The sequence below is a fragment of the Herbiconiux dendrobii genome (assembly GCF_052048175.1).
Lineage (GTDB): Bacteria > Actinomycetota > Actinomycetes > Actinomycetales > Microbacteriaceae > Herbiconiux.
Window position 1 is genome coordinate 472,944 of sequence record NZ_JBLZQV010000003.1, and the last position, 25,838, is coordinate 498,781.

Here is a 25,838-nt window from a genome sequence, read left to right on the forward strand (position 1 = left end):
CCGGCACTTTATCGACCGCGACATCAAGCCCTTCCGATGGGGCCGCGTGTGGACGACAGGATGGCGCGAATGATCTGACTCAGCCAGTCGCGTGCAATTGCGACATCCGGCAAGACCAAGATCCGGCCGTCGACCTCGGTCTCCGCGCGCGCGTCGGAGTAGGCGAGCTCCCACCCATCCATGTACCGCACCGGGAGCGGCGGCCAAGCCTGCTGTCGTCGCCACTCGAACGTGCGCACGCAGAGGTTGTTCAGGCTGGGTAGATCGGGGCCGGCGTTCCAGAGCAGTTGGAGGTCGACCAGGTCGTGCGCCCGTACGTAGGCAGGGTCGGTGACGGCATGGATCTTCTGCGCGATCTGGTACTCGAGCTCGACCAGGTCGACTGGCCGCAGCTCACCGAATCCGAAGAAGGTACCGAACTGCGCCAGCCCTCCGTCGACCTCCATCCGCGTGTGCGGGTATGGATCGACCTCGGGGTCGGAAACCTCGACATCGAGCGCGCCCCACGCGCTACCGAGGAAGGAGATCGACACCCGATAGGGATGCATCACATACGCCGGGCGGGCGAGCCCCGGATCATGGGGCTTCACGGCACGCACGTTCGCGGTGAATGCGACGCGATCCGGCGAATCCGGGTTGCGCCGCAACTCGCCCTTCGAAGCCGGAACCATTCCCCACCCCTCAGCCAGACGCGCGCGGAATGACTGCTCGAACTCCTCGCCGCGGACACGCGTGGAGACGTCGAGATCGGAGGTCGCCCGCGTACCCCGCTCACCAAGGCGCAATTTCACACCCATCCCGCCCTTGATCGCGACAGCATCAGGAAGCATCTGCGACACGATCAGCGTGCACAGCATCATTCGCGCACGCGCGACGGGGATGCCCCACTCCGCCGCGACCTGTGTGAGCCGGTCGTTGAGCTGCGTGACGTTCAGCGGCGGTGTCACCTCATTCATGCCGACGCGGTCTTCCACAGGACGGCGTCGCGCTCGCCGATCAAGTCCCTCCTGAGCGCATAGTCGACCAGGGATTCCCACCGATCGGGCGGCATCCGGTCTCGCATGTCCTCCAGCGCCCGCCGAACGGTTGTCGCCAGGACGCCCTCGTAGCGAGTGAGGTCATCGTCGAGCACATCAGATCGGTTCTCCAGCTCCATCCAGTTCGGCAGAGTGCGCCTCACCCGACGGCGAGTCCCCACACGCACCTTCGGTGGGTTGAACTGGCCGAGCCCGACCAGATCAAGGACGGATTCGCGATGCAAGAATGCGCCCTCCCCCGCCAGAGCGGTGGCGATCGCCGGCTGAGCAAAAGATGTTTTCGGCACGTCGCGGTGCGCATAGACACCTTGCCCGTATGCGCGGAGCGCGCCACGAGCAGCGAGCTTCCGCACTTCCACGGCGGGCACGCCTGCATCCTCGGCCTCGGCGAGGGTCACCACGCCGTTGTGCGACGCTGCGATCTCCCACAGATCCTGGCGATAACCCATCTCCTCACCTCTCCGCCATTACTGTACCAATAGTGGTACGGTTTTGGCGGCTCGTAGCCCATGACCTGGAGCACGTGTGGGCGATGTGTGGGCAAACGCGATTGCGTATCGCGAGAGGAGAGCCTCAGATCCCCGGAATCACAGGGATACGAGCACGTGGCACAACGGTGCCCCTGGAGGGACTCGAACCCCCAACCTGCTCCTTAGGACGGAGTCGCTCTTCCATTGAGCTACAGAGGCTGACCCGCCCAGTTTAGCGGGCCGGGCACCAGCGCGGTGCGGGTGGCGGCACGCGCCCGTCGTGACTGGGCGTGGCACCACGCGCACCGCGTCGGAGACGCCCGGCACGCGCTACGCGGCCGCCTCGAGGAACGTCTCCCACTGCGGCTCGGCGCGCTCGGCGCCCTTGATGCTCCAGCCGGCCTGGTGCGGCATCCGCGGCGAGGTGCGCAGCGACCAGCCCATCTCGGCGGGCGTGCGGTCGCTCTTGATGTTGTTGCACCGCAGGCAGCAGGCCACGAGGTTCTCCCAGGTGTCCTTGCCGCCGCGCGAACGGGGCTGGATGTGGTCGATCGTCGTCGCCGAACCGCCGCAGTAACCGCAGCGCTGGTTGTCGCGGCGCAGCACGCCCCGGCGCGACACCGGCATCATCCGATTGAGGGGAACCCGCACGTAGCGGGTGAGCAGGATGACCGCCGGGCGATCGTAGGCGTCGCCCGTGGTGCCGAAGACCGGATGCTCTTCATCCCGCGCCAGCACCCGCGCCTTCTCGTTCATCACCAGCACGAGCGCCCGCTTGAACGAGACGACTCCGAGCGGTTCATATCCTGCGTTGAGGACCAGTGTTCGCATGCTCTCCCTTTCGAAGAGACCTGGACGGCTTCCAGGTGTTCGATGTTTCACAAGCCGGCACCGGGATGCGGAGACGCGCGGACAACAAAAAAGGCGCCGTCACAATGACAGCGCCTTGCTCACCAGAACCGATATGCGGTCCTGACTCAGTCCACTCGTGTGCCTGCGCACGAGCAGCAGGAGACGACCCGTGGGGCGGATGCTCCTACCGTGCGACATCAGGCTCTCCAGATCTCGAGGACGATCAGAGCTTCAGAGTACGACAGAAAAGGCGTACCACATATCTGTGGCACGCCTTTTCGCGTCTCGGTAACGAAGTGTTTACACGCCTCGCGTGGCTACGCCACGATCCGGACGAAGTAGTAGCTCCCCCACACCGGGCGGTGCTCGACGTACCGGCCCCAGTCGGGCGAGTCGATCATCGTGCCGTCGCCGGCGTAGATGCCCACGTGGCCGATCGGGTAGATCATCAGGTCGCCGGCCTGCGCATCCTCGGGAGCGATCGGGATGCCCATCGCCGCCTGGTTGCTCACGGTGCGCGGCAGGTAGATGCCGAAGGCGCCGAACACGTACTGGGTGAGTCCGTCGCAGCCGAAGCTGGTGTCGGGGCTCGCGCCGCTGCCGTAGGGCACCACGCCGACGAACTGCTCGGCGAAGGCGACGAGCGCCGCTCCGCTGTACGAGCCCGAGGGCGGGTTGACCGTGAACGCACCGTTGCTCGAGGCGCCGCTGGTCTTGGCGTTCGCAGCGGTGGCTGCGGCAGCCTCGGCGGCGGCAGCAGCCTCGGTGGCGCGCACGGCCGCTGCAGCGGCCTCGCGGGTCGCGGCCAGCTGCTCGGTCGTGGGGGCGACGTAGTTGTCGCGGCTCACGGCCAGCGCGGCCGACGCATCCGGAACCACCAGCGTCTGGTTGCCGCTGAGCGCCGCATCCGTCGCCACACCGTTGTCGAAGTTGCCGCCGCCGCCGAAGGCGTAGGCCGGGAGGGCCATGGTGGCGATCAGCGCCGCGGCGAAGGTCATCACGACCACGCTCACGGCACCCTTCTTGGTGGGCTTCTTCATCCGCGGCACGCGGATGCTCGGACCGACCTTGCGGGGCTCGGCCACCGCGACAGCCGTCGTCGGCTTCACCGCGGGCGGCGCGACCACGGGGCGCACCTCGAGGGCCGAACCGGCAGCTTCGGCACGGGCCGAAGGGGCACCGGCCGAGGCGGCACCGGCAGCGCGCGACTCGAGTTCGCGACGCTCGCGACGACTCGCCGGCTGAGCGGATGCTGCGGTGGGAAGTGTCTCGGGTGTGTTCGGGTCTTCGGGGTTTCGCCCGGCTTCGGGCGACTCTCCATATGGGGCCAAAATGCAATCCTCCGGCACCTCGCGCAGCTAGGGCACTGCTCCCGTCCACACGTTAAGGGCGTGTGTTTTCGGTGCCCAAGAGACGGGAAACGAGGTGTCTTGGCCCGGATCCACCCCCGTTAGGCGGGCGGTGGACTCGTTCGAGGATACGTGAGGCCTCCGCCTTTGTCACCTCGAAACCGACCCTTTTTAACAATTCGGTAACGCGCGGTGACGAGGAGGCGCTCAGATCCCTACGAATATGTGGCTTGCGACCTCGTTGGGCAGTTCGAGCCCGCCGTCGAAACCTTCGACCTCGACTAGAACGTAGGAACCGACCGCCGAGAACGCGGCACTGTTGCCCGGCACGACGCCGGCCTGCTTCAGCTGCAGCAGCAGCTCGGGATCGACCTGGGCCGGCTCGCCGAGACGGCGGATGGTCTTCGTCTGCTTGCCCACGGCTCCGTGCACGAGCGTGACGATGTTCACGACGCCCCGCGTAAACGGCACCGCGGCGTCGTCACCGAAGGCGTCCAGGCCCGGGATCGGGTTGCCGTAGGGCGACTCCGTCGGGTGATCGAGCATGTCCAGGATGCGCAGCTCCACCTGCTCGCTCATCACGTGCTCCCAGCGGCAGGCCTCCTCGTGCACGAGCTCCCACTCGAGACCGATGACGTCGCTGAGCAGCCGCTCGGCGAGGCGGTGCTTGCGCATGACCGAGATCGCCTTCTTGCGGCCCACCTCGGTGAGTTCGAGGTGACGATCGACCGAGACGACGACCAGGCCGTCGCGCTCCATGCGCCCGACGGTCTGTGAGACGGTGGGGCCGGAGTGACCGAGGCGCTCGGAGATACGGGCACGAAGAGGGTTGATGTTCTCCTCCTCGAGCTCGAGGATCGTGCGGAGATACATCTCGGTCGTATCGATCAAATCTGCCACTGCATACTCCTAGGCCTTGTGAGGCGTACCTAACCAGCCTACTGTTTCGCCGTGCCGGTCGGGCGCTCGCGCGTCGATACTATGGTCATCATGGCCGAGATCCAGATTCCCACCGACAGACTCCCCGTGGACGGCCGATTCGGCTGCGGACCATCGAAGGTCCGCCCGGGTCAGCTCGAAGACCTCGTCACCCGTGGAGCGTCCCTCCTCGGCACGAGCCACCGCCAGGCCCCGGTGAAGAACCTGGTCGGCTCCGTGCGCGAAGGCCTGTCCTCTCTCTTCTCCCTCCCCGAGGGCTACGAGGTCGTGCTCGGGAACGGCGGATCGACCGCGTTCTGGGATGCGGCCGCGTTCGGCCTCATCCAGAACCGCGCCGAGAACCTGTCGTTCGGCGAGTTCGGCTCCAAGTTCGCCGCCGCTGCCGGGGCTCCCTGGCTCGAGAAGCCGCACGTGGTGAAGAGCGACGGCGGATCGCGCGGCGAGATCGAGGTGCTCGAGGGCGTCGACGTGTACGCCTGGCCGCACAACGAGACGAGCACCGGTGTGATGGCTCCGGTGAAGCGCGTGCACGGCGACGCCGGTGCGCTCACGGTCGTGGATGCCACGAGCGCGGCGGGCGGCATCGACTTCGACACCGCCGAAGCCGACGTCTACTACTTCGCCCCGCAGAAGAACTTCGCCTCCGACGGCGGCCTCTGGTTCGGACTGTTCTCCCCCGCCGCCCTCGAGCGCGTGGAGTCGATCGCGGCATCCGACCGGTACATCCCCGAGTTCCTGAGCCTCAAGAACGCCGTCGACAACTCGCGGCTCAACCAGACGCTGAACACCCCGGCCATCTCCACGCTGGTGCTGCTCGACAACCAGATCTCCTGGATCAACGAGAACGGCGGCCTGCCCTGGGCGTCCGCCCGCACCACCGAGTCCTCCTCGGCGCTGTACGACTGGGCCGAGGGCGTCTCGTACGCGACGCCGTTCGTGTCGAATCCGGAGCACCGCTCGCAGGTGGTCGTCACCATCGACTTCGACGACAGCATCGATGCCGCCCTGGTGGCCAAGACGCTGCGCGCCAACGGCATCGTCGACACCGAGCCCTACCGCAAGCTCGGCCGCAACCAGCTGCGCGTGGCCACCTTCGTGGCCATCGAGCCCTCGGATGTGCGCCAGCTCATCTCCGCGATCGAGTACGTGGTCGAGAACCTGGGCTCGTAGCCCCGACTCACCCCGGAAACCGCAGACGTCGCGGTCATCGGCTCCGTCCGGAGCTCGGCGACCGCGACGTCTGCGGTTTCGGGCCGACCAGGGTCAGCGACCGGCGGAGTAGCTCTCGGCGTGCGGGTCGTCGCCGTCCTCGTCGGAATCGTCGGCGTAGAAGTCGTCGTCGTCCGAGTCGTCATCGTCAGACTCATCGTCGTCCGAGTCGTCGTCGTCGGAGTCGTCGTCGTCGGACTCGTCGTCATCGGACTCGTCGTCGTCATCCGAGCCGTCGTCCGCGGCGGCCTCTTCGAGCTCGTCGTCGTCGGTGACGTGGTCGTCGATGTCGATGCCGTCGTCGAGGTCGAGACCGGCGTCGTCGTCGAGATCGTCCTCGTCGTCGTCGTGGTCCTCGTCGTCGTGATCGCCGTCCTCGTCGTCACCCTCGACGGCGGCCGTCGCGGCGGCGAGCTCCTGGGCGAGCTGGTACTCGGCCAGACGCTCCGACCACGGCAGCCAGTCCGGCGCGATCAGCGCGTTCTCGCCCGGAAGCATCTCGACCTCGAGCACCGAGGGCTCGGAGTCCTCGTCGATGCGCGCCAGAGTGACGGTCCAGTGCCAGCCCGGGTAGCCGGGAAGCTTCGACTCGAAGAACAGGCTGAGCACGTGGTCTTCGGCGGCCGACGACCCCACGATCGGGCCGATGTTCACCGACGGCGTGATCTCCAGCAAGGCCGCACGAGCGAACTCCACGGAGCCCAGCAGCACCTCGTCGGTCAGCGGCTCCCGCACGGGCTCGGCCTCGGCCTGCACGTCGCCCTGGACCTCGGATGCCTCGTCAGAAGCGTCCTCGACCTCGGCGGCTTCCTGGGCCTCGGGCTCGACCTGCTCCGATCCGACCTGCTCCGGATGCTCCACCCCGGCCGGCTCGACGTGCTCCGGCTCGGTCTGTTCGACCTCCGACGCAGTCTGCTCCGGCTCGCCCTGATCAGACGGCACTAGGCGTCCAGCTCGTCGGCCACCTTGCGCAGCAGCGCGGCGATCTTGCGGCTGTGCGCGCTGTCGGGGTAGCGGCCGCGCTTGAGGTTGCCGCCGATCGAGTCGAGCACCTTCACCAGGTCTTCGATGATCACGGCCATGTCGTCCGCAGGCTTGCGGGAGAGCTTCACCATGCTCGGCGGGGCTTCGAGCACCCGCACCGAGAGCGCCTGGGCGCCACGCTTGCCGTCGGCGATGCCGAACTCGAGCTTGGTGCCCGCCTTGACCGTGGCGCCGGCAGGCAGTGCCGACGCGTGCAGGAACACTTCTTGACCGTCATCGGAACTGATGAAGCCGAAGCCCTTCTCGTCGTCGTAGAACTTGACCTTGCCGGTGGGCATCGTGAATCTCCTCGTGTAATCGGCCCGAATACCGCTCCGGGCCACTGACCAGCCTACCGGTGCCCGTATCCTTGGTGACGTGAGCGATGCAGACTCCCCCTCCAGCGGCCGGATCGAGCGCGCGCTCGCCTTCATGATCGCCGCCACCCTCGGGCTCTCGGTGCTCGCCTTCCTGGCGCTGATCGTCGGCACCGCGGTGGGCGTGCGCGACTTCGGCGAGGGCGTCTGGCCGGTCATCATCTTCCTGCCGCTGATCGGTCTGCCGATCGGCTTCGTGCTGATGCTGGTGCTGCTCATCCTCAACATGCGCCGCCGGCTGCGCGACGCTCGCGGGAGTCGATGAGCGAATCGCTCACGCTCGCCCGCCGGCTCAGCGCCCTCGACGACGACGCGCTCTCCGCCCTGCTGTCGTCCCGGCAGGTCACGCCCCGCGAGGCGCGCGACTTCTTCGACCTGGCGGATCTACTGCTGAGCCCGGCGTCGGTGCGGGCAGCGCTGCGTACGATCGACAGGCCCACGCTCGAGTCGCTGGCCTCGAACGGCCCGTTCCCGGATGCCGCGAGCGAGCGGATGCTCATCCGCCTCGGTCTGCGGGTTCCGGATGAAGACGTCCCCCTGGGCGTCCGCGAGCAGGCGCTCGAAGCCCTGGCGGCGCATCCGCTCGACGACGTCCCGCTCCACGATGCGCCGGCCGGCCCCGCCGATGCAGCCCCGGAGCTCCCGGTCGACATCGCCCCGGCGGCCGAGCGCGCGTTCACCGCGATCTCCGCCGTGGCCGAGATCGGCCATCAGCTGCGGATCGCTCCCGCGAAGATCCGAGCCCACGGCGGCCTCTCCGCGCACGACGAGAAGCGTCTCGCCGTGCTCCTCGGCCTCGACCCCGCGGTCGTGCCACCGCTGCTGGAGGTCGCCCGAGCCGCCGGCCTGGTGCAGATCGACGGCGACGCCGTGCTCTCCACCACCCTCGCCGACGCCTGGGGCGCCCTCTCCCCCACCGACCGCTGGTTCGCGCTCGCCACCGCCTGGCTGCGTTCCCTGCCGGCACCCGTTCGCCGCACCCTCGCCTCCGGCACCGACGGCACCGACCCCAGCTGGCTCTCCGGCGAGCGCCTGCGCCATGCCGTCGTCCGGCTCTACCCGGCCGCCGATGCCGCCCTGCTCGACGCCCTGTCCCCGGTCGACACCGTCGCCGCGGTGCTGGGCCTCACGGTCGACGGCGCGACGACGGCGTTCGGCGCCGCGCTGCTGCGCGCCTCGGGCGCCCGCACCCCGGCACCCGGCGCCGTCGCCGACTTCGAGGCGGCCCTGCCCGGCGAGGTCGACCGCGTCTACCTCCAGCACGACCTGACGATCATCGCTCCCGGCCCCCTGGCGCCTCCGGTCGACGCGCGCATCCGCTCGCTCGCCGACCTCGAGAACCATGGGGTGGCGTCGAGCTACCGGGTCACGCGGCAGAGCATCGACCGCGCGCTCGCCTCAGGTGAGAGCGAGGCGAGCCTGCGCGACTTCCTCACCGCGATCAGCCTCACCGGCATCCCCCAGGCCCTCGACTACCTGCTCACCGAGGGCGGCCGCCGCCACGGGCTGGTGCGCGTCGGCCCGGCACGATCCGAGGCATCCTCCCCGGACTCCGGATCGGGTGCCGGCACCCGCATCCGCAGCGCCGATGCCACTCTGCTTGCCGCGCTGGCCGTCGACCAGTCGCTCGGCGCCCTGGGACTGCGGCGAAACGAATCGGGCGCGCTCCTCGGCCGGGCCGATGCGGTCGCCGCCTACTGGCTGCTGCTCGACGCCGGCTACCCCGTGCTCGCCGTCGACGCCGCCGGAGAGCCGCGGATGCTGCGCCGCGCGCGCATCCTGGAACGACACGAGGCCCCGCCGCCTCCATCCGACACCCCGCCGGTCACCCCGGCCGTGCTCGAGCTGGTGGCCCGGCTCCGGCAGGCCTCCGTGGAGGCGGGCGACGACGACGCGGCCTGGCTGGGCCGTGAACTCGGCAAGGCGGTGCGTGCCCGCACGCCGCTCATCATCGAGGTGCGCCTGCAAGACGCCAGCTCGACCCGGCTGGAGGTGACACCGCTCAGCTTCGCCAACGGCCGGCTGCGCTGCGTCGACGTGCGCGCGGGGGTCGAGCGAACGGTGCCCGTGGCGAACATCCTCTCGGTCACGACCGCCTGAGAGCCGGGTCGACGTAGACTCGGCTGCTATGCCCGACGGCCCTCTCATCGTTCAAAGCGACCGCACCGTTCTGCTGGAGGTCGCGCATCCGCAGGCCGCATCCGCCCGCCACGCCCTCGCCGTGTTCGCCGAGCTGGAGCGTGCGCCCGAGCACGTGCACACCTACCGCATCACGCGGCTGGGCCTGTGGAACGCGCGTGCCGCCGGCCACTCGGCCGAGGAGATCCTCGAGACGCTGGAGCGCTACTCCAAGTTCGCGGTGCCGCAGTCGGTGAACCGGGAGATCGTCGAGACCATCGGCCGCTACGGCACGCTCGTGATCGAGCGCGCCGGCGAGGGCCCGCTCCAGCTGCGCTCGACGGATGCGGCCGTGCTGACCGAGGTCGGCCGCGCCAAGAAGGTGGCACCGCTGCTCACCGAGCGGCACGAGGACGGATCGTTCAGCATCGAGCCCTGGGCACGCGGGCAGCTGAAGCAGGAACTGATCAAGCTCGGCTGGCCGGCCGACGATCTGGCCGGGTTCACGGCGGGCACCCCGCACGGGATCGAGCTCGACGAATCCGGCTGGCAGCTGCGCGGCTACCAGCAGGAGGCGGTCGACGAGTTCACCGCCCACGGATCGGGTGTCGTCGTGCTGCCCTGCGGCGCCGGCAAGACGCTGGTGGGCGCCGCCGCGATGGCCGCGGTGAAGACGAACACGCTCATCCTCGTCACCAACACGGTCTCGGCCCGGCAGTGGCGGGCCGAGCTGCTGAAGCGCACGAGCCTCAGCGAGGACGAGATCGGCGAGTACTCGGGCCTGGTGAAAGAGGTGAAGCCGGTCACGATCGCGACCTACCAGATCCTCACCTCCAAGCGCGGGGGCGCCTACGCGCACCTCGAGCTGCTCGACGCGCTCGACTGGGGGCTCGTGGTCTACGACGAGGTGCACCTGCTGCCGGCGCCCGTGTTCAAGCTCACCGCCGACCTGCAGGCCCGGCGCCGGCTCGGCCTCACCGCCACGCTGGTGCGCGAAGACGGCCGCGAGAGCGACGTGTTCAGCCTGATCGGTCCGAAGCGCTTCGACGCCCCGTGGAAGGAGATCGAGGCGCAGGGCTACATCGCGCCCGCGAACTGCTTCGAGGTGCGGGTCGACCTGCCCTACGAGGAGCGGATGACGTACGCCGCGGCCGCCGACGACGAACGCTACCGCCTCGCCGCCACCGCTCCCGCGAAGCTCGACGCCACCCGCCGCCTGATTGAGCAGCACCGCGGCGAGCGCATCCTCGTGATCGGGCAGTACCTCGAGCAGCTCGAGGAGCTCTCCCGCGAGCTCGGCGCTCCCCAGGTCACCGGAGCCACGCCGGTGGCCGAGCGCGAGCGGCTGTTCCAGGCCTTCCGCGACGGCGAGGAGACCATCCTCGTGGTGAGCAAGGTCGCCAACTTCTCGATCGACCTGCCCGAGGCGAGCGTGGCCATCCAGGTCTCCGGATCGTTCGGCTCACGCCAGGAGGAGGCGCAACGCCTCGGCCGCCTCCTGCGCCCCAAGGAGTCCGGCCTCTCGGCCAGCTTCTACACCCTCGTCGCCCGCGACACCGTCGACCAGGACTTCGCCCAGAACCGCCAGCGCTTCCTGGCCGAGCAGGGCTACAGCTACACCATTGTCGACGCAGACAGCCTGGCGGCTGCCTGACGGTGCGCCGCCGCCCCTGCGGCGCACCTTGCGGCTAGTCGTTCGCGCGCCTGTGTCGGCCGCTCTCATGCGGAAAAGCGACGTACACGCCGCCGCTTTTCCGCGCTCCTACTCGGGGAGGGCCGCATCCGCTTCGTTGGCGTCGCCGGCGATGCCGCGGGCCAGGGTGCGGTTCTTGAAGAAGTCGGGGCGCAGGCGCGACTGCACGAGCATGATCACGACGCCCAGCACGATGATCGTCATGCCGAGGATGAACACCAGCCCCACGCCGCCGATGTTCGAGCCGCTGCCGTAGTCGGGGTTCGCGCTCTCGATGATGGTCGTGAAGAACAGGATGCCCAGGATCAGTCCGCCCACCAGCGGCGAGAAGAACTGGAAGAAGAAGTTGCGCGCGCTCGAGAACCACTGCTTGCGGAAGTACCACACGCACGCGAACGCCGTCAGCCCGTAGTAGAAGCAGATCAGCATGCCGAGCGTGGTGATGGTGTCCCACAGCACGTCCTCCGAGATGAACCGCATCACGGTGTAGAACACCGAGGCCACGATGCTCGACACGATCGTGGCGTAGCCGGGCGTGAAGAACCTCGGATGCACCTTCGAGAACTTCGGCGACAGCGCCCCGTAGTGGCCCATCGCCAGCAGGGTGCGGGCGGGCGACACGAAGGTCGACTGCAGCGACGCCGCCGACGACGACAGCACCGCGATCGACACCAGGATCGCGAGCGGCCCGAGGATGGGGCCGGCCAGCGAGAAGAACACGTTGCCCTGGATCTCCTCGTTGCCGAGGCCGAACTCCCCCGTGCCGGTGCCCGCGTAGTTGATCAGCGCCACCGAGAGGAAGAGGTAGAGCACCACGATGATGACGACGGTGGCCGTGGCCGCCCGGCCGGGGGTGGAGGCCGATCCTTTGGTCTCCTCGCTCATCGTGAGCGTCACGTCCCAGCCCCAGAAGATGAAGATGGAGAGCGAGAGCCCGGCGGCGAAGGCGCTGAAGGAGCCGACGGCGAACGGGTTGAACCAGTCCAGCGAGATGGGCAGGGCGTCGAAGGCATCGCCCGCACCCACGTGCACGAACGCCACGATGCCGAAGAACACCATCACCAGCAGCTGGAAGCCCACCAGCACGTACTGCAGCTTCTGCGTGGTCTGCATGTCGCGGTAGGAGATGAGGGTGGCGCCGAGCATGAACGCCAGACACGTGATGACGTTGATGAACGGATTCGTGGTGAGGTCGGCGATCGAGGGGTTCTGGAAGATCTGCGAGAGCATCAGGTAGAAGAAGTCCACCGCGATGCCCGCGAGGTTCGACAGCACCACGATGGTGGCCGCGATCAGCCCCCAGCCCGCCATCCAGCCGATCCACGGGCCGAACGCCCGGGTGGCCCAGGTGAACGAGGTGCCCGAGTCGGGCATCCGGCTGTTCAGTTCGCGGTAACCGAACGCCACCAGGAGCATCGGGATGAAGCCCACCAGGAAGATGGCGGGCACGTGCGTGCCGACCTCGGCCACGGTGGGGCCGAGCGCGCCGGTGAGCGTGTAGGCCGGCGCGATGCACGAGATGCCGATGACGATGGCGCCGACCAGACCGACGGTGCCGGCCCCGAGGCCCTTCTTCGACAGGGCGGCGGTGGCCGCGGTCGGCGGGTTCGTGGTGTCGCGGGCGGTCATGACAGGTCTCCGATCGTGAACGAGGAGTCGCGCGGAACGACCACCATCGGTACGGGCAGTTCCCGCAGCATCTTCGCGGCGGTCGACCCGAGGAACAGGTGCTTGGGCTGGGCGAGCCGGCTCGAGCCGATCAGCACGATCTCGGCCGGGTCCCACTCGAGCGTGGTGACGGCGTCTTCGATGCGGTGACCGGATGCCACCTCTGAGCTCACAGCGATGTCGGCCGGCAGGTGCGAGACGGCTTCGGCCAGCACCGAGGCCGCGTGTGCTTCGGCGCGCGTCCTGGCATCCGGATGCGCCGCGTCGGCGGGCTGGTCGAGCGCGACGAGCGACACCAGGCGCAGGGGCACCCCGCCGCGCCGGGCGGCCCCGATGGCCGCGGCGAGCAGCTCGTCGGCGCCGGGGCGCGTGCCGACCGCGCAGGTGACGCGGCTGATCGGCTCGTCCGTCCCCGGTTCGCCGCTGCGGTCGGGCGCGAGCGCCACGGGCACCGTCGCCGAGTGCAGCAGCGCGTTCGCGTCGCTGCCGAGCGAGAAGCGGCCCAGGATGCCGCCGCGTGCCGCGCCGATCACCACGAGTTCGGCCTTCAGCGTCTCGATCGCCTCGAGCAGCCCGTCGGAGGGCGACTCGGCGTAGACGACGTGCGGCGTGGCCTGTACGTCGTCGGGCACGGCGGCGACGGCCTCGGCGAGCCAGCCCTCCGCGGTGTCGCGCAGGAACTTCTCGTACCCGGGATCGGCCGGCACGAGCGTGGGCCGGGCCTCGTTCGCCAGCACCAGCACGAGGTCGAGACGGGCGCCCGTGGTGCGGGCCAACCGCACCGCCAGAGCGAGCGCATCACGCCCGGAAGAAGTGTCCGTATAGCCGACGACGTATCTCATCCCGACATACTGGCGGAGAATCATCAGGAATGGCGACCCGACTCATCCGAGATGCTCCCAGGTTTCGCACAGCGAACCCGCAGATACTTGTCCCATGACCGGCCCACGCATCCTGATCGTCGACGACGAACCGAACATCCGCGACCTCCTCACCACGAGCCTGCGCTTCGCCGGCTTCGCGGTGCGCGCTGTCAGCAACGGCGCCCAGACCATCTCGGCCGTGCTCGAGGAAGAGCCCGACCTGATCATCCTCGACGTGATGCTGCCCGACATGAACGGCTTCGGCGTCACCAAGCGCCTGCGTGCCGCCGGGTACACCGCGCCGATCCTCTTCCTCACGGCGAAGGACGACACGGAGGACAAGATCACCGGTCTCACCGTCGGCGGCGACGACTACGTCACCAAGCCGTTCAGCCTCGACGAGATCGTGGCCCGCATCAAGGCGATCCTGCGCCGCACCATGCAGGCCGACGAAGACGCGATCATCCGCGCCGGCGAGCTCACCATGGATCAAGACACCCACGAGGTCTTCGTGGGCGACACCGCCATCGAGCTCTCCCCCACCGAGTTCAAGCTGCTGCGCTACCTGATGCTCAACCCCAACCGCGTGCTGTCGAAGGCGCAGATCCTCGACCACGTGTGGGAGTACGACTTCAACGGCGACGCCGGCATCGTCGAGAGCTACATCTCCTACCTGCGCCGCAAGCTCGATGCGCACACCGAGGAGTCGCTCATCCAGACCAAGCGCGGCTTCGGCTACATGCTGAAGGTGAGCAAGGCGTAGCCTTCTCGCAATGCTGACCGCCATCCAGAAGCAGTGGAACTCGATCTCACTGCGGAGCAAGATCACGGGCGTCACGGTGCTGATGCTCACCTTCGGCCTCGTGGTCTCCGGCGTCGGCACCATGATCGTGCTGCGCACCTATCTGCTGCAGCAGGTCGACAGCCAGCTCGACACCGCCGACCGCGACCCCTCGCCCTTCCTCGGGCCGAACGCCACGCAGGAGAAGTTCGGTGTGGCCGACATCACCTCGGCCCCCACCGACTACTTCGTGGGCCTGGTCGACTCCTCCGGCAATCTCATCGCCAGCAACTGGGGTGAGGCCGATCCGGCGGCGATGCCCCAGGTGCAGGTGACGCTCGACACCTCGAACGCCCTCGAGGGAAAGGTGTTCAGCGTCGACTCGCTCGACCAGCGCACCGAATGGCACGCGGTCGCGGCCCAGGTGTACCTCTTCGGCGGCACCGACCTCGGCAACGTGATCATCGCGAAGTCGCTCGCCGAGACCGAGAAGACCACGGCCACCTATCTCTCGATCTTCCTGGCCTTCGGCGTGGGCGTCGTCATCCTGGGCGCCATGCTCACGCGTCTGCTCGTCACCTCCACCTTCGGCCCGCTGCGCGAGGTGGAGCGCACGGCGGCGGCCATCGCCGACGGCGGCGACTTCAGCCAGCGGATGAGCGACGCGATGCCCAACACCGAGGTGGGCCGCCTCAACCGCTCGCTCAACACGATGCTCTCGCGGATCGACCGCGCCTTCGCCGACCGCGCCAAGACGATCGACCAGATGCGGCGCTTCGTGGGCGACGCCTCGCACGAACTGCGCACGCCGCTGGTCTCGGTGCGCGGCTACGCCGAGCTCTACCGGATGGGCGCCCTGCAGACCCCCGAAGACATCGCCTCGGCCATGGATCGCATCGAGAAGGAGGCGATCCGGATGGGCACCCTCGTCGAAGACCTCCTCGAGCTCGCCCGTCTCGACGAGACGCGCCCGCTCCAGCTGGCGCCGGTCGACCTCGTACCGCTCACGATGGATGCGGCGATGGATGCCCGGGCCGCGAGCCCGGAGCGGGTCGTCTCGGTGATCACTCCGCTCGGCCCGTCGTCGATGACCTTCGTGCCCGCGATCGAGGGCGGCCCCGACGGCACCGGTGGGGCCGGAGCGCCCGCCGACGGCTCTCGCACGCCGTCGACCGCGACCCGGCCGATCGCGTTCGCCAACGCCACGCTGGCGCGTCTGCGGCGACGCCCGCGTGCGGCCGGTTCGACGGCGTCGGATGCCACGGGAGAGATCATCCTGAACGGCACCGGCGGATCGGACGGCACGGCCGAGGTGCTCGGCGAGCTCGTCCCCACCGAGGCGCCGCGGCCGATCGTGCTGGCCGAGGAGAACAAGATCCGCCAGGTGCTCACCAACCTGATCGGCAACGCCCTGCGCTTCACCGACGCGACGACCCCGATCGACCTCTCGGTACAGGTCGACGAGCAGCGCCGAGTGGCCACGATCGACATCGTCGATCACGGCGAGGGCATCCCCCTGCAGATCCGCGAGAAGATCTTCCAGCGCTTCTACCGTGCCGACTCCTCCCGCACCCGCGAGACCGGCGGATCGGGTCTGGGCCTCGCGATCGTCTCCTCGATCGTGGCCGCGCACCACGGCACCGTCGAGGCCCTCGAGACCCCCGGCGGCGGAGCCACCTTCCGCGTCACGCTCCCCCTGATGCCGGTCGGCGCCGCGCCGACGGCGCCGCCGAAGGTGCCCGCGAAGCGCTAACCGCGCGCCCACCCGGGTGACCCTGCGCTCTCACCTCCATCTGTTGCACAAGGGGGCGACGTCGCCGAGGCGGTCGTGCGCCGCCCGCCCGCCATTCGTGTTTCAATGAGGAGAGACTGCGATGGCCCTCGTTCGGGGGCAGTCGCGGATGACAGCGGAGTCATCGAAGGGGTTGCGGTGGCAGTACAGGGGGCGGGCGGGGCGGGGCACGGCGACCACCTCGAATTCATCAGACGCGCGGGGCAGACCACCCGGCGGGCCATCGCCGAGCACACCGGACTCTCGCGCAGCGTGGTCGCCCACTCGGTGGCCGAGCTGATCGAGCAGGGGCTCGTGGTCGAACGTCGGCTCGGCTCGGCGGCTTCGCGCGACGACGCACTGCGGGCGCGGCGCGGCCGCCCCACCTCGGTGCTCGAACTCGCCGAACAGCCGGGAGTCGTCGTCGCCTGCGACATCGGGCACCGGCACATCACGGTCGCCGTGGTCGACCTGCAATCGCGCGTGCTCCTCGAGAACCGCATCGGCTTCGCCGTCGATGACAGCGCCGCCGAGACGTTCCGTGTGCTGCACCGCCTCATCTCCGACGCGCTGCGGCGAACGGGCGCCACGATGCTGGACGTGAAGGCGTTCGGAGTCTCACTCCCCTTCCCGGTCGTCCGCGACGGCACCGTCATGGCCCCGTCCGGCGTGACCGGCTGGCGCGGCGTCACCGCGGCCGCCGTCCGGCCCGCCGGCATCAGCGGACCTCTCCTCATCGACAACGATGCGAATTTCGGGGCCTGGGGCGAACGCCTGAACGCCGGCTCCCGTCAGTTCGACAATCTGCTCTACGTGAAGATCAGCCACGGCGTCGGATCGGGAGTGATCGTCGACGGCCGGCTGCTCTCGGGCGCGCACGGAACGGGCGGCGAGATGGGTCACATCCAGGTGGAGCAGGACGGCCCCCTCTGCCGGTGCGGCCGGCGCGGATGTCTGGAGACGGTGATCGCGATGTCGCTCCCCGACCACCACCTGGCCGGCCTTCGAGTCGGTCGTGCCATCGCGCAGTTGTGCAGCTTCATCGACGCCGAGGTGGTGGTTCTCGGGGGCCGGCTCGGCGCATCCGGTGGCCCGCTCGTCGACGGGGTGCGGGAGGCCTTCGACCGCCTGCTGCCCGAGCCGCGGGTGGCGGTGCGGTGCGCCGCGCTGGGGGAACGGTCCGAGCTCGTCGGCGTCATCGACCGCACCCTGACGGCGGCCTGGTCGGAGGAGACGGTCGCGCGCCACGCCGACCCGCATTCGTCCTGGGGCCGGACGAATTCACGGGTTGTACTGGACGTTCCGTTCGACGCCGAACGTCTTGCCCTGAAGGAGTGACTGTGCCCGCATCCGGCCAGAGGTCCACCGCCATCCGTCCGCCCCGCACACCCCTGCGCGGCCTGCTCGCCGCCGGAGTCGTGACCGCGCTGATGGGCGCGTTCCTGACCACCGGCCCCGCGGCCACCGCGGCCGAGCCCGACCTCGCTCTGAGCGGTACCACTACGGCGTCGGCGTCGCAGAACGACCAAGACGGCTCTTTCCCGGCCTCGAACGCGACCGACGGCAATGCCAGCACGCGCTGGGCGAGCGGCAACGGACCCGACTCCGACACGCTCTTCACGGCGTCGCTCACGAGCGACCTGGGCTCGGTGGCCACCGTCTCCGGCGTCTCGATCAGCTGGGAAGCCGCCTACGCGGTGGCCTACGACGTGCAGGTCGCCACGGCGAACCCCGATGATCCCGCGAGCTGGAGCACCGCATCCTCGCAGACCGCCGGCGTCGGCGGCACCGAGGACGTCACGTTCAGCGCCCCGGTCGAGGCCCGGTACGTGCGCCTCGCCATGCTGAAGCGCGCCGCCGCCACCTGGGAGGCGCCGACGCTGCACTACTACGGCTACTCCGTCTACACCTTCGCGGTACACGGCACGGTCGCCGTGCCGACCGCCGGCTTCGCCTCCCAGGCCGTCGACGTGGGCGCAGGCGCCGATGCGACGGCCACCGTCAGCCTGAACAGCCCGGCGGATGCCGACCAGTCGGTGCGCGTCACGAGCACCGACGGTTCCGGCGAGGCCGGCACCGACTACACCGAGGTCGACGAGACCCTCACCATCCCCGCCGGCCAGACCTCGGCCGACATCGTCGTGCCGACCGTGTCGCACGGCGCCCTCGCACCCGTGCACACCTTCACGCTCACGCTGAGCGACCCGTCCGACGGCATCACCATCGGCACGCGCAACACCGCCGTGGTCACGATCCGACCCACCGGCGACCTGCCGAACGACGGCCGGAGCACCGTGCTGCAGGGCTTCGAGTCGGGGGTGCCCTCCGATTACTCCACCTGGGCGAGCACTGATGCCGTGAAGCCCGCGCTCACCACGGCCCTCGATGACACCGTCCCCGGCGCCCCGACCGACAACCACGTTCTCGTGGCCACCGTCTCGGGCGTCCCGACCGCCTCCGACTGGTTCGGGTTCACCAACGACACCGCCGTGCAGGACTGGTCGGCCTCCGACGGCTTCGGCTTCTGGTTCCTCGGCACCGGCAGCGGCAAGACGCTGAGCTACGAGGTGAAGTCGGGCGGGCAGCTGTTCGACCGATCGATCGTCGACGACAGCGTCGGCTGGCGCCCGGTGAGCGTGCTCTTCACCGACCTCCGCCTGAAGGGCGACCCGTCGAATCCGGCCCGCTTCGCGCCCTCCGCCTCGACCGGTTTCGCCGTCACCCTCACCGGGCTCGGCGCCGGCACCTGGACGTTCGACGACTTCGCCGTGTTCGAACGCGCCACCACCCTCGAGGACTTCCAGGGCGAGGTGCCGATCGGCAGCTCCACCGAGCCCGTGGGCTTCTTCACCTGGGGCTCGAGCGAGGGTCTCGCCACCATGGATGTCACCTCTCAGGCCCGCGGCGACGTGCCCGACAACAAGGTGCTCTCGGGCACCTACCTCATTCCGGCCGGTGGGTACGCCGGATTCAGCGACAACCTCGCGTCGTCGCAGGATTGGAGTTCCTACCAGGGCCTCCGCTTCTGGTGGTATGCCTCGCAGGCCAGCAATCCCGCCTCGCCCACCGCGGGCGACGACATCAAGGTCGAGCTGAAGGACGGCGGACCCGACGGCGAGCACTCCGAGCTCTGGGCGGCCACGTTCAAAGACAACTGGGGCAGCTCCACGAGCCGTTGGAAACTGGTGGAGATCCCGTTCAGCGCCTTCTCCATCGGCGCCTACCAGCCGGGCAGCGCCGAGACCCAGAACGGCACCCTCGATCTGACGAGCGCCTGGGGCTTCGCCATCACCTTCGCTCCGGGGAAACCGACCAGCACCGGCTGGGCCGTCGACGACGTGCAGCTCTACGGCACGCCGGAGCAGGCCGCGAACCTCACGCTCAGCACCACTCAGGATGTCTACCTGCTGAACCCGGGAGACACCGCGCAGGTGGGGGTCACCCTCAGCACCTCGAACGGCGAGCCGCTCACCGACGCCGTGGAGGTGGCCTACAGTCCCGGAACGGGCACCGCCGAGGTCGGCACGCACGTGGCCGACTTCTCAGGCTCACTCACGTTCGCGGCCGGCACCGAGTCGGGAACGACGCAGGTCTTCGACGTGTCGGCGCTTGCCGCCGGCTCGAGCGGTGATCAGGCGCGCAGCATTCCCGTCGTGCTCGACGCCGACGGCGCCCAGCTGCCGGCATCCGCGCCTCGCATCGTGGTGAACGCGCACGGACTCCCCTACCTCGACCCGTCGTTGTCGATCGACGCGCGCGTCGACGACCTCATGGGCCGGATGAGCCTGGCCGAGAAGGTGGGGCAGATGGCGCAGGCGGAACGCCTCGGCCTCACCTCGCCCAGCCAGATCGCCGACCTCGGGCTCGGTTCGATCCTCTCGGGCGGCGGCTCGACTCCGGCCGAAAACACCCCGGAGGCGTGGGCGGCCATGATCGACGGCTTCCAGCGGCAGGCGCTGTCGACCTCGCTGCAGATTCCGCTGCTGTACGGCGCTGACGCCGTGCACGGGCACAGCAACGTGCTCGACGCGACGATCTTCCCGCACAACATCGGGCTCGGGGCCACGCGCGACCCCGCGCTGGTGGAGCAGCTCGCCCGCGACACCGCGATCGAGACGAAGACCACCGGTGTGAACTGGGCCTTCGCACCCTGCCTGTGCGTGAGCCGCGACGAGCGCTGGGGCCGCACCTACGAGTCGTTCGGTGAAGACCCGGCTCTGGTGACGAACTTCGCCGCGCCGAACACGGTGGGCCTGCAGGGCACCGACCCGTCGGACAAGTCGGGCGCCGACGAGGTGCTCGCCACCTCGAAGCACTGGGTGGGCGACGGCGGAACCACCTACGACCCGTCGAAGGCCGGCAACGGCTACCCCATCGACCAGGGGCTCACCGAGTCGCCGTCGATGGAGCAGTTCATGACCACCTTCGTCGACCCGTACATCCCGTCGATCGACGCGGGTGTGGGCAGCATCATGCCGTCGTACTCGGGCGTCGACATCGGTGGCGCCGGTGACGTGCGCATGCACGAGAACACGGCGCTCAACACCGACCTGCTGAAGGGCGACCTCGGCTTCGACGGGTTCCTCATCAGCGACTGGGAGGGTATCGACAAGCTGCCGGGCGGAACCTACGCCGACAAGGTGGTGCGCTCGGTGAACTCGGGACTCGACATGGCGATGGCGCCCTACAACTTCGGCGCCTTCATCACGAGTGTGACCGACGCCGTGACCACGACCAAGACGATCTCGCCCGATCGGGTCGACGACGCGGTGCGCCGCATCCTCACCCAGAAGTTCGAGCTCGGACTGTTCGAGCAGCCGTTCGCCGACCGCAGCCTGGCCGACCAGTTCGGTGGCGACGCCCACCGCGCCGACGCCCGCCAGGCGGCCGCGGAGTCGCAGGTGCTGCTGAAGAACGACGGCGTGCTGCCGCTGGCGAAGGATGCGGCGGTGTACGTCGCCGGGTCGAACGCCGACGACCTGGGCAACCAGATGGGAGGCTGGACGATCTCCTGGCAGGGCGGCTCCGGCCCCACGGCCACGACCGGCACCACCATCCTCGCCGGTATGCAGCAGGTGGCTCCGGATGCGACGATCACCTACTCGAAAGACGCGTCCGCACCCATGACCGGCAGCGATGTCGGCGTGGTGGTCGTGGGTGAGACGCCGTATGCCGAGGGCCAGGGCGATGTGGGGAACAACGGGCACAGCCTGTCGTTGAGCGCATCCGATCAGGCCACGATCGACAAGGTCTGCGGTGCCATGACGTGTGTCGTGCTCGTGGTGGCCGGTCGCACGCAGCTGGTCACCGACCAGCTCGGCGAGATCTCCGGGCTCGTGGCCTCGTTCTTGCCGGGCAGCGAGGGTGCCGGCGTCGCCGACACGCTCTTCGGCGACACCGCGTTCACCGGGCGGCTGCCCCTCACCTGGCCGGCCGACGCCTCGCAGGTGCCGATCAACGTGGGTGACGACGACTACCAGCCCCTGTACGCCTACGGCTGGGGTGAGCGGACAGACGCGCCGCTCGGTCGTCTGACGGCGCTGTCGGCATCGCTGCCGGCCGGCTCGGCGGCACGCACGGCGGTGGACGCTCTCGTGGCGGCCCCGGTGTGGGACGCCTCGGGTGCAGTGCTCGACACGGCCGAGGCGCGCGCGACGGTGGCGCAGCTCGCGGCGAACGCTGCGGCGGCTCTGGTGCCTGCCGCGGCCACCGCCTCGGTCTCCCTGGCGGCGTCGGTGACGCTCTCGGGTCTTGACGCCCCGACACTCGCGGCGACCGACGAGGTGACGTCGGTGGTGCGCGACCTGGCTCAGGCCGCGATGGTGGGCGGTACCGCCGTGACGGGCGACGCCTCCGAGGGCGTCACCGCCGACGCCGAGCACGCGCTGCAGAGCGGCGACCCGGTCACGGCGATCACTCTGCTGGCCTCGGTCTTCGGTGTCACGGTCGTGGCTCCCGAGCCCGGGACGGACCCGGGAACCGACCCCGGCACCGACCCCGGCGCAGGGACGCCCGGCACCGCGACGCCGGGTTCGGGCACGCCGGGTTCGGGCGGCACGGGCACGTCCCCGGGCGACGGGTCGGCCTCGGGCGACCTCGCCGCCACGGGCGCTCAGCCGGCCCTGATCGTCCTCGCGGCCTTGGCGCTCCTGGCAGCAGGAACGACCTTCGTCATCCGTCGCCGCCGCCGCACCACCCCGTAACCCGGCACCCCCACCCGGCGCAGCGACGACGGAGTGTGCACCCCTCGACGGGCTCACACTCCGTCGTCGCCCCCCTTCGCCCTCAAACTCCGTCGTAACCGTGACCGCGCCCGACCCGTGCGGGGAAGGGCGGGGCCGCGGGGCGCCACGAGGGGCCGGCGAACGCCCCAGGCCCTACCCGACGACCCAGCGCCCCAGGCCCTACCCGACGACCCAACGCCCCAGGCCCTACCCGACGACCCAGCGCCCCAGGCCCTACCCGACGACCCAACGCCCCAGGCCCTACCCGACGACCCAGCGCCCCAGGCCCTACCCGACGACCCAACGCCCCAGGCCCTACCCGACGACCCAGCGCCCCAGGCCCTACCCGACGACCCAACGCCCCAGGCCCTACCCGACGACCCAGCGCCCCAGGCCCTACCCGACGACCCAACGCCCCAGGCCCTACCCGACGACCCAGCGCCCCAGGCCCTACCCGACGACCCAGGGTGAGCGCGTGGCCGGAGGCCTCGACCGCAGGCCGAGGCCTCCGACCGCACGCGAACATGTCGCCCGCGCCGGGCGGGGACCGGCGCGGCACGAGCGCAACAAAAAACGGACGGGCCCCGAAGGGACCGCCCGTTCTTTGTTGTGCGAAGTGAAGGACTAGAAGTCCATGCCACCCGTGGGGTCGCCGGCCGGAGCCGGGTTGCGCTCGGGCTTGTCGGCCACGACGACCTCGGTCGTGAGGAACAGACCGGCGATGGACGCCGCGTTCTGCAGGGCAGAGCGGGTGACCTTGGCCGGGTCGATGATGCCGGCGGCCAGGAGGTCGACGTACTCACCGGTCGCGGCGTTGAGGCCCCAGCCGTAGTCGAGGTCGCGCACCTTGGCGGCGACGACTCCGGGCTCGAGACCGGCGTTGAACGCGATCTGCTTCAGGGGGGCCTCGATGGCCACCTTGACGATGTTCGCACCGGTCGCCTCGTCGCCCTTGAGGTCGAGGTTGGCGAAGGCGGTCTTGCCGGCCTGGATGAGGGCCACGCCACCACCGGCGACGATGCCCTCTTCGACTGCGGCCTTGGCGTTGCGCACGGCGTCTTCGATGCGGTGCTTGCGCTCCTTCAGCTCGACCTCGGTGGCGGCACCGGCCTTGATGACCGCGACACCGCCGGCGAGCTTGGCGAGACGCTCCTGGAGCTTCTCACGGTCGTAGTCGCTGTCGGTGTTCTCGATCTCGGAACGGATCTGAGACACGCGTCCGGCGATGGCCTCGGGGTCTCCGGCGCCTTCGACGATCGTGGTCTCGTCCTTGGTGATGACGACCTTGCGGGCCTGACCGAGCAGGTCGAGGGTGACGTTCTCGAGCTTGAGACCGACCTCCTCGGCGATGACCTGACCACCGGTGAGGATGGCGATGTCCTGCAGCTGAGCCTTGCGGCGGTCACCGAAGCCGGGGGCCTTGACGGCGACCGACTTGAAGATGCCGCGGATCTTGTTCACGACGAGCGTGGCCAGGGCCTCGCCGTCGACGTCTTCCGCGATGATGAGCAGCTGCTTGCCGGTCTGGATGACCTTGTCCACGATCGGCAGCAGGTCTTTGATGTTCGAGACCTTGCTGTTGACGATCAGGATGTAGGGGTCTTCGAAGACGGCTTCCTGGCGGTCGGGGTCGGTGACGAAGTACGCCGACAGGTAGCCCTTGTCGAAGCGCATGCCCTCGGTCAGCTCGAGCTCGGTGCCGAAGGTGTTCGACTCCTCGACGGTGACGACGCCTTCCTTGCCCACCTTGTCGATGGCCTCGGCGATGATCGCGCCGATCTCGGGGTCGGCCGCGGAGATGGACGCGGTGGCCGCGATCTCTTCCTTGGTCTCGATCTCCTTGGCGTTCTTGATCAGCTCGGCGGAGACGGCGGCGACGGCCTTCTCGATGCCCTTCTTGAGCGAGATCGGGTCGGCGCCGGCGGCCACGTTGCGGAGGCCTTCCTTGACCAGGGCCTGAGCCAGCACGGTGGCGGTGGTGGTGCCGTCGCCCGCGACGTCGTCGGTCTTCTTGGCGACCTCCTTGACGAGCTCGGCACCGATCTTCTCGTAGGGGTCGTCGAGCTCGATCTCCTTGGCGATGGACACGCCGTCGTTGGTGATCGTGGGAGCGCCCCACTTCTTCTCGAGGACGACGTTGCGACCGCGCGGGCCAAGCGTCACCTTGACGGCGTCGGCGAGCGTGTTCAGGCCACGCTCGAGGCCGCGGCGGGCCTCTTCATCGAAAGCAATGATCTTTGCCATGTGTGTTTCTCGTCCTCCCTGGACGTCTTCAAAGATTCAAGTGTTTTAGCACTCAGAGTTCACGAGTGCTAAAGCAATACTGGCACTCGGGCACCCCGAGTGCAAGTGACGTTACGCCGCGGGAGGCACGATCGTGACGCTGCCCTCATCCACAGGCACGAGTTCCACCCAGGTGTTCCCCGGGGCCAGGCGCACGGTGGCGCCGCTGTCGTCGAGCAGACGGATCGGCGCATCCCGCGCATCCTTCGCCCAGGTGGCGTGCAGCGTCTTGCCGCCGGTCGACACCCAGGCCTCGCCCGAGGCCACGAGCAGCGCCTGCGGCACCTCTTCGTCGTACGTGTAGGCCTCGTCGACCCGCAGGGTCACCACGTTGACCGCCGAGAGCCGGCCGCCGTTCGCGTCGAGGTCGGGCTCGCCCTCCTGCGAGCGCAGGAAGGCTCCGGATGCCGCGTCCCAGTCCCAGCCCGGGTAGCGGGCGTCGGAGAAGACGAGGGCGAGGGACGCCGAAGGCGATCCGTCGATCGCCGCACTCGACGACGGTACGTCGAAGGAGTAGGCGAACTGCTGCGACGGCGCGGCCAGCTCGGAGTGCTCGGCCACCAGGTCGGCGGCCTTCACCACCACGTCGTGCGGACTGTCGCGCCCGTCCATCCGGAAGAACGTCGACTCGGTGTCGCTCTCGCCGTGGATGGCGTTGTAGACGGGAGTCGCCTCCATCATCCGGACGAACTGCTCCTGCCCGCCCGAGAAGGCGACGATGCCGCCGAGCGGGGAGATGATGTCGGGATCCATCGGCCGGATCGAGCGCACGGGCCCGATCAGGTCGGGCAGGTCGGACTGCCGCACGGCCACGTATCGGGTGAGGCCACCCTCGACGAGCTCCTCGAAGACGAGGTCGGTGCGCTCCAGCCCGATCTGGGGCCGGGCGTCTTCGTGGTTGTCGATCTTGGCCGCGAGCGACGGCGAGGTGAGCGTCCCCTCGGGCACGAGCGTGCCGCGCAAAGGCGCCGGGACCATCGGTGCCGGTGTGACGTAGTCGGAGAGGAACGCCGCTGTCGGCTTCGGAGTGCCCGACGCATCGGGCGCATCCGCGACGCACCCGGTGAGCAGGCCGCCCGCGATCAGCACGGACAGGATCGCGCCCAGACGTGAGGAGCGTCGTCGCCGGTTGATCACCAGCACAGACTAGCGAAGGCAGCCGGATGCCACGGCGCCGCCCG

19 protein-coding genes and 1 tRNA gene are annotated in these 25,838 nt (G+C 69.3%); 8 read left to right on the forward strand and 12 right to left on the reverse strand.

Annotated elements, in window-relative coordinates; all coding sequences use genetic code 11:
• Positions 1–23 precede the first annotated feature (23 nt).
• The 6 genes from ACN4JJ_RS11215 to ACN4JJ_RS11240 form a co-directional block, all read right to left on the reverse strand.
• Complete coding sequence (locus ACN4JJ_RS11215; RefSeq protein WP_440709996.1) at positions 24–956, reverse strand: nucleotidyl transferase AbiEii/AbiGii toxin family protein; 933 nt, start codon at positions 954–956, stop codon at positions 24–26.
• Positions 953–1,486 carry a type IV toxin-antitoxin system AbiEi family antitoxin domain-containing protein gene (locus ACN4JJ_RS11220; RefSeq protein WP_440709997.1) on the reverse strand — a complete coding sequence of 178 codons (534 nt, stop codon included), beginning with the start codon at positions 1,484–1,486 and terminating at the stop codon, positions 953–955. The genes ACN4JJ_RS11215 and ACN4JJ_RS11220 overlap by 4 nt, the downstream gene beginning before the upstream one ends.
• 168 nt (positions 1,487–1,654) lie before the next feature.
• Positions 1,655–1,726 (reverse strand) — tRNA-Arg (locus ACN4JJ_RS11225).
• Positions 1,727–1,837: 111 nt separating this feature from the next.
• Positions 1,838–2,338 carry an HNH endonuclease gene (locus tag ACN4JJ_RS11230; RefSeq protein WP_440709998.1) on the reverse strand — a complete coding sequence of 167 codons (501 nt, stop codon included), beginning with the start codon at positions 2,336–2,338 and terminating at the stop codon, positions 1,838–1,840.
• A 338-nt stretch (positions 2,339–2,676) separates the two neighbouring features.
• Positions 2,677–3,690 carry a C40 family peptidase gene (locus ACN4JJ_RS11235; RefSeq protein WP_440709999.1) on the reverse strand — a complete coding sequence of 338 codons (1,014 nt, stop codon included), beginning with the start codon at positions 3,688–3,690 and terminating at the stop codon, positions 2,677–2,679.
• Positions 3,691–3,915: 225 nt separating this feature from the next.
• Positions 3,916–4,608 carry an iron-dependent transcriptional repressor DtxR gene (locus ACN4JJ_RS11240; protein WP_440710000.1) on the reverse strand — a complete coding sequence of 231 codons (693 nt, stop codon included), beginning with the start codon at positions 4,606–4,608 and terminating at the stop codon, positions 3,916–3,918.
• Positions 4,609–4,698: 90 nt separating this feature from the next.
• Between ACN4JJ_RS11240 and serC the strand changes: the two genes are divergently transcribed.
• On the forward strand, positions 4,699–5,817 hold the full coding sequence (serC, locus tag ACN4JJ_RS11245) for a phosphoserine transaminase (protein ID WP_440710001.1): 1,119 nt from the start codon (positions 4,699–4,701) through the stop codon (positions 5,815–5,817).
• 93 nt (positions 5,818–5,910) lie between these two features.
• Here serC and ACN4JJ_RS11250 read toward each other — a convergent pair whose 3' ends face one another.
• Positions 5,911–6,798 (reverse strand): DUF3027 domain-containing protein, encoded by an 888-nt coding sequence (locus ACN4JJ_RS11250; RefSeq protein WP_440710002.1) that lies wholly within the window; start codon positions 6,796–6,798, stop codon positions 5,911–5,913.
• Entirely contained in the window at positions 6,798–7,178 is a 381-nt protein-coding gene (locus ACN4JJ_RS11255) for a cold-shock protein (protein WP_440710003.1), read from the reverse strand. Before ACN4JJ_RS11255 ends, ACN4JJ_RS11250 begins: the two co-directional genes overlap by 1 nt.
• 79 nt (positions 7,179–7,257) lie before the next feature.
• Between ACN4JJ_RS11255 and ACN4JJ_RS11260 the strand changes: the two genes are divergently transcribed.
• From ACN4JJ_RS11260 to ACN4JJ_RS11270, 3 genes are read left to right on the forward strand one after another with little or no spacing between them, the layout of a single operon-like run.
• Entirely contained in the window at positions 7,258–7,521 is a 264-nt protein-coding gene (locus ACN4JJ_RS11260) for a hypothetical protein (protein ID WP_440710004.1), read from the forward strand.
• Complete coding sequence (locus tag ACN4JJ_RS11265) at positions 7,518–9,356, forward strand: helicase-associated domain-containing protein (protein WP_440710005.1); 1,839 nt, start codon at positions 7,518–7,520, stop codon at positions 9,354–9,356. The genes ACN4JJ_RS11260 and ACN4JJ_RS11265 overlap by 4 nt, the downstream gene beginning before the upstream one ends.
• Before the next feature lie 28 nt (positions 9,357–9,384).
• Positions 9,385–11,028, forward strand: a complete 1,644-nt coding sequence (locus ACN4JJ_RS11270; protein ID WP_440710006.1) for a DNA repair helicase XPB — start codon at positions 9,385–9,387, stop codon at positions 11,026–11,028.
• Between the two features lie 108 nt (positions 11,029–11,136).
• Here ACN4JJ_RS11270 and ACN4JJ_RS11275 read toward each other — a convergent pair whose 3' ends face one another.
• On the reverse strand, positions 11,137–12,696 hold the full coding sequence (locus ACN4JJ_RS11275) for an APC family permease (RefSeq protein ID WP_440710007.1): 1,560 nt from the start codon (positions 12,694–12,696) through the stop codon (positions 11,137–11,139).
• Positions 12,693–13,577 (reverse strand): universal stress protein, encoded by an 885-nt coding sequence (locus ACN4JJ_RS11280; protein ID WP_440710008.1) that lies wholly within the window; start codon positions 13,575–13,577, stop codon positions 12,693–12,695. Before ACN4JJ_RS11280 ends, ACN4JJ_RS11275 begins: the two co-directional genes overlap by 4 nt.
• 94 nt (positions 13,578–13,671) lie before the next feature.
• Between ACN4JJ_RS11280 and ACN4JJ_RS11285 the strand changes: the two genes are divergently transcribed.
• From ACN4JJ_RS11285 to ACN4JJ_RS11300, 4 genes are all read left to right on the forward strand, one after another.
• Positions 13,672–14,361: a response regulator transcription factor gene (locus ACN4JJ_RS11285; RefSeq protein ID WP_066040896.1), complete on the forward strand. Its 690-nt coding sequence runs from the start codon at positions 13,672–13,674 to the stop codon at positions 14,359–14,361.
• A gap of 10 nt (positions 14,362–14,371) precedes the next feature.
• The gene (locus ACN4JJ_RS11290) at positions 14,372–16,132 is read left to right on the forward strand and encodes a sensor histidine kinase (protein WP_440710009.1); all 1,761 of its coding nucleotides are present in this window, start codon (positions 14,372–14,374) and stop codon (positions 16,130–16,132) included.
• Positions 16,133–16,309: 177 nt separating this feature from the next.
• Positions 16,310–17,488: an ROK family protein gene (locus tag ACN4JJ_RS11295; RefSeq protein ID WP_440710010.1), complete on the forward strand. Its 1,179-nt coding sequence runs from the start codon at positions 16,310–16,312 to the stop codon at positions 17,486–17,488.
• Between the two features lie 2 nt (positions 17,489–17,490).
• On the forward strand, positions 17,491–22,353 hold the full coding sequence (locus tag ACN4JJ_RS11300) for a glycoside hydrolase family 3 N-terminal domain-containing protein (protein ID WP_440710011.1): 4,863 nt from the start codon (positions 17,491–17,493) through the stop codon (positions 22,351–22,353).
• A 645-nt stretch (positions 22,354–22,998) separates the two neighbouring features.
• Here the strand turns inward: ACN4JJ_RS11300 and groL are convergent.
• Positions 22,999–24,618, reverse strand: coding sequence for a chaperonin GroEL (gene groL / locus ACN4JJ_RS11305; RefSeq protein ID WP_440710012.1), 1,620 nt, complete (start codon positions 24,616–24,618; stop codon positions 22,999–23,001).
• A gap of 111 nt (positions 24,619–24,729) precedes the next feature.
• The gene (locus ACN4JJ_RS11310; protein WP_440710013.1) at positions 24,730–25,794 is read right to left on the reverse strand and encodes a DUF3048 domain-containing protein; all 1,065 of its coding nucleotides are present in this window, start codon (positions 25,792–25,794) and stop codon (positions 24,730–24,732) included.
• Between the last annotated feature and the right edge of the window lie 44 nt (positions 25,795–25,838).